At 46.9% G+C, this 2,655-nt stretch carries 4 protein-coding genes and 1 pseudogene; 1 reads left to right on the forward strand and 4 read right to left on the reverse strand.

All coding sequences use genetic code 11. From position 1 onward, the window contains the following. Positions 1–20 precede the first annotated feature (20 nt). On the reverse strand, positions 21–236 hold the full coding sequence (locus Q0277_RS06585) for a hypothetical protein (protein ID WP_297996678.1): 216 nt from the start codon (positions 234–236) through the stop codon (positions 21–23). Between Q0277_RS06585 and Q0277_RS06590 the strand changes: the two are divergent. After that, positions 181–567, forward strand: a pseudogene (locus Q0277_RS06590) (DEAD/DEAH box helicase family protein); the annotation flags it as partial. The gene Q0277_RS06585 and the pseudogene Q0277_RS06590 sit on opposite strands and share 56 nt — an antisense overlap. Positions 568–694: 127 nt before the next feature. Here Q0277_RS06590 and atpC read toward each other — a convergent pair. From atpC to Q0277_RS06605, 3 genes are all read right to left on the reverse strand, one after another. Beyond that, positions 695–1,099: an ATP synthase F1 subunit epsilon gene (atpC, locus tag Q0277_RS06595; RefSeq protein WP_291938303.1), complete on the reverse strand. Its 405-nt coding sequence runs from the start codon at positions 1,097–1,099 to the stop codon at positions 695–697. Between the two features lie 10 nt (positions 1,100–1,109). Beyond that, positions 1,110–2,507, reverse strand: coding sequence for a F0F1 ATP synthase subunit beta (atpD, locus tag Q0277_RS06600; RefSeq protein WP_295151010.1), 1,398 nt, complete (start codon positions 2,505–2,507; stop codon positions 1,110–1,112). Between the two features lie 11 nt (positions 2,508–2,518). Further along, positions 2,519–2,655 (reverse strand): F0F1 ATP synthase subunit gamma (locus Q0277_RS06605; protein WP_297996676.1); only part of this gene is annotated, 137 nt, incomplete at its 5' end.

Consider the following 2,655-nt stretch of genomic DNA (forward strand, 5'->3'; position numbering starts at 1 on the left):
GGTTAAATTCTTGTGCACAACTAGAAAGCAGTAAAGCGGCCGTCGAAACGATGAGCAATGGCTTCTTCATTATTTTGTTCTTGTTTTTGAACTGCAAAAATACACATATTTCGCTTATTTACAAAGTATAAAAAGCGATTTTTAGCAATTTGAGCGGATGTTTTTTGTAATTTTGCACTTATGGAATTTAAACTTACGTCGAAATATAAGCCTACTGGCGACCAACCGGAAGCCATCAAACAGCTTACGGAAGGATTGGAAAGGGGTGACATGTCGCAGGTTTTGCTGGGCGTTACTGGGTCGGGTAAGACGTTTACTATGGCCAATGTTATTGCCCAACACAACGTGCCCACACTTGTTTTGAGCCATAACAAAACCTTGGCGGCGCAGCTTTACGAGGAAATGAAGAGCTTCTTTCCCAACAATGCAGTTGAATATTACGTGTCGTACTACGACTATTATCAGCCCGAAGCCTATTTGCCCACCACAGATACCTATATCGAGAAAGATTTGGCCATCAACGATGAGATAGACAAGCTGCGTTTGCGTGCGGTGTCGGCTTTGCTTTCGGGGCGTAAGGATGTGGAGATCAAAATCGTAAAAGTGACGATAAAATAGACGGATAACCAAGAAAGCACGAATATCGTAATAAACGTGCTTCTAGTAAAATAACTTAAAATTAGATCTAGCATATTTAACTTTGCCTTGCGAATTCGTCGACTCTAGCCATTATCGCTGCGGAATTTGCCGCATCGGAGCTAATGGACGCAAGCATATCTTTGGCTCGCTGCAAAGACTTTGCTACGGCGCTTTCGCTATCACCTCCGATAGCTACGGCTTGAGTGGCTAGAATAGTAGTTTTTTCTTCTGTAACTTCCAAAAATCCGTCGTTTACCAAAACAAGCTGCTTTTTGCCATCTTTATCTACGATCTCAACGACTCCGCCTTCGCTTTTATCTTTAAGCCCCGTTAGCAAGCTCGCATGACCCGGCAAAATACCCATTTCGCCAGTAATGCCGGGGAGTTGGACGGATTTGACTTCGCCAGAAAAGACCATCCCTTCGGGCGTAACGATATCTAAAAGCAAAAATTCTTTCATCTTAAAATTCCTATGCTTTCATCTTTTCAGCTTTTGCTACTACCTCGTCGATATTTCCCACCATATAAAAGGCATTCTCCGGCAGATCGTCGTATTTGCCCTCTAAAATTCCCTTAAAGCCAGCGATAGTTTCCTCTAGCGAGATATATTTGCCCGGACTTCCGGTAAATACCTCGGCTACGAAAAACGGCTGAGATAGGTAGCGTTCGATCTTTCTAGCGCGCTCGACTACGAGCTTATCCTCTTCGCTAAGTTCGTCCATACCCAAAATCGCGATAATGTCTTGCAAATCTTTATATTTCTGAAGCACCGCTTGGACGCCGCGAGCGACCTTGTAATGCTCCTCGCCGATGATTTGTGGATCAAGCATTCTTGAGGTCGAATCAAGCGGATCGACGGCAGGATAAATTCCTTTTTCGGCAATCGCTCTGTTTAAAACAGTCGTCGCATCAAGGTGCGCGAAAACGGTTGCCGGCGCGGGGTCAGTAAGGTCATCCGCAGGTACATAAACGGCCTGAACGGAGGTAATGGAGCCCTTCTTAGTAGAAGTAATGCGCTCCTGTAATTTACCCATTTCGCTAGCAAGCGTAGGCTGATAACCGACCGCGGACGGAATTCGTCCCAAAAGCGCGGACATCTCCGAACCTGACTGCGAGAAGCGGAAGATATTGTCAATAAACATCAAAACGTCAAGCCCTAGCTCATCGCGGAAATACTCGGCCATCGTAAGACCGGTTAGCGCGATGCGATTTCTCGCCCCCGGCGGCTCGTTCATCTGACCGTAGGTCAAGGCGACCTTATCCAGAACTCCCGATTCTTTCATCTCGTTATAAAGGTCGTTTCCCTCTCTCGTTCGCTCGCCGACACCCGCAAATACGGAGTAGCCGCTATGTTTGAAAGCGACGTTGTGGATTAACTCCATGATGATGACGGTCTTGCCGACGCCAGCACCGCCGAATAGGCCTACCTTGCCGCCCTTCGCGTAAGGGGCTAGCAGATCGACTACCTTAATGCCGGTTTCAAAAATTTCACTCTTCGTGCTTTGATTTTCAAAGCTAGGCGGATCTCTGTGGATCGACCAGCGGGTTTCAAATTTTTCATCCTCGCCTTCGTCGATCAGATCGCCCGTGACATTAAAAATTCTGCCCAAAACCTTCTCGCCCACAGGCACCGTAATAGGCGCGCCAAGAGCCGTAGCCTCAAGTCCTCGCCTCAGTCCGTCGCTCATATCCATAGCAATCGTGCGGACGCGATTGTCTCCAAGGTGCGCGGCTACCTCTAGGATCAGCCTACGATGAGCGCCTTCGACGTCAAATTTAACTTCGATAGCTTCATTAATCTTCGGCAAGTAGTCCTTGAAATCGACATCGACCACGGGACCCATTACCTGAGAAATTATTCCTTTCATCCGTTTTCCTTTCATTTCATTGATTCGACGCCGCTTATGATCTCGATAAGCTCAGTCGTGATAGAGCCTTGTCTGGCTTTGTTGTATGCTAAATTTAACTGCGATACGCGCTCCTTAGCGTTGTTTGTCGCATTCTCCATCGCATTCA

The organism is uncultured Campylobacter sp. (genome assembly GCF_938030815.1).
Classification (GTDB): Bacteria; Campylobacterota; Campylobacteria; order Campylobacterales; family Campylobacteraceae; genus Campylobacter_B.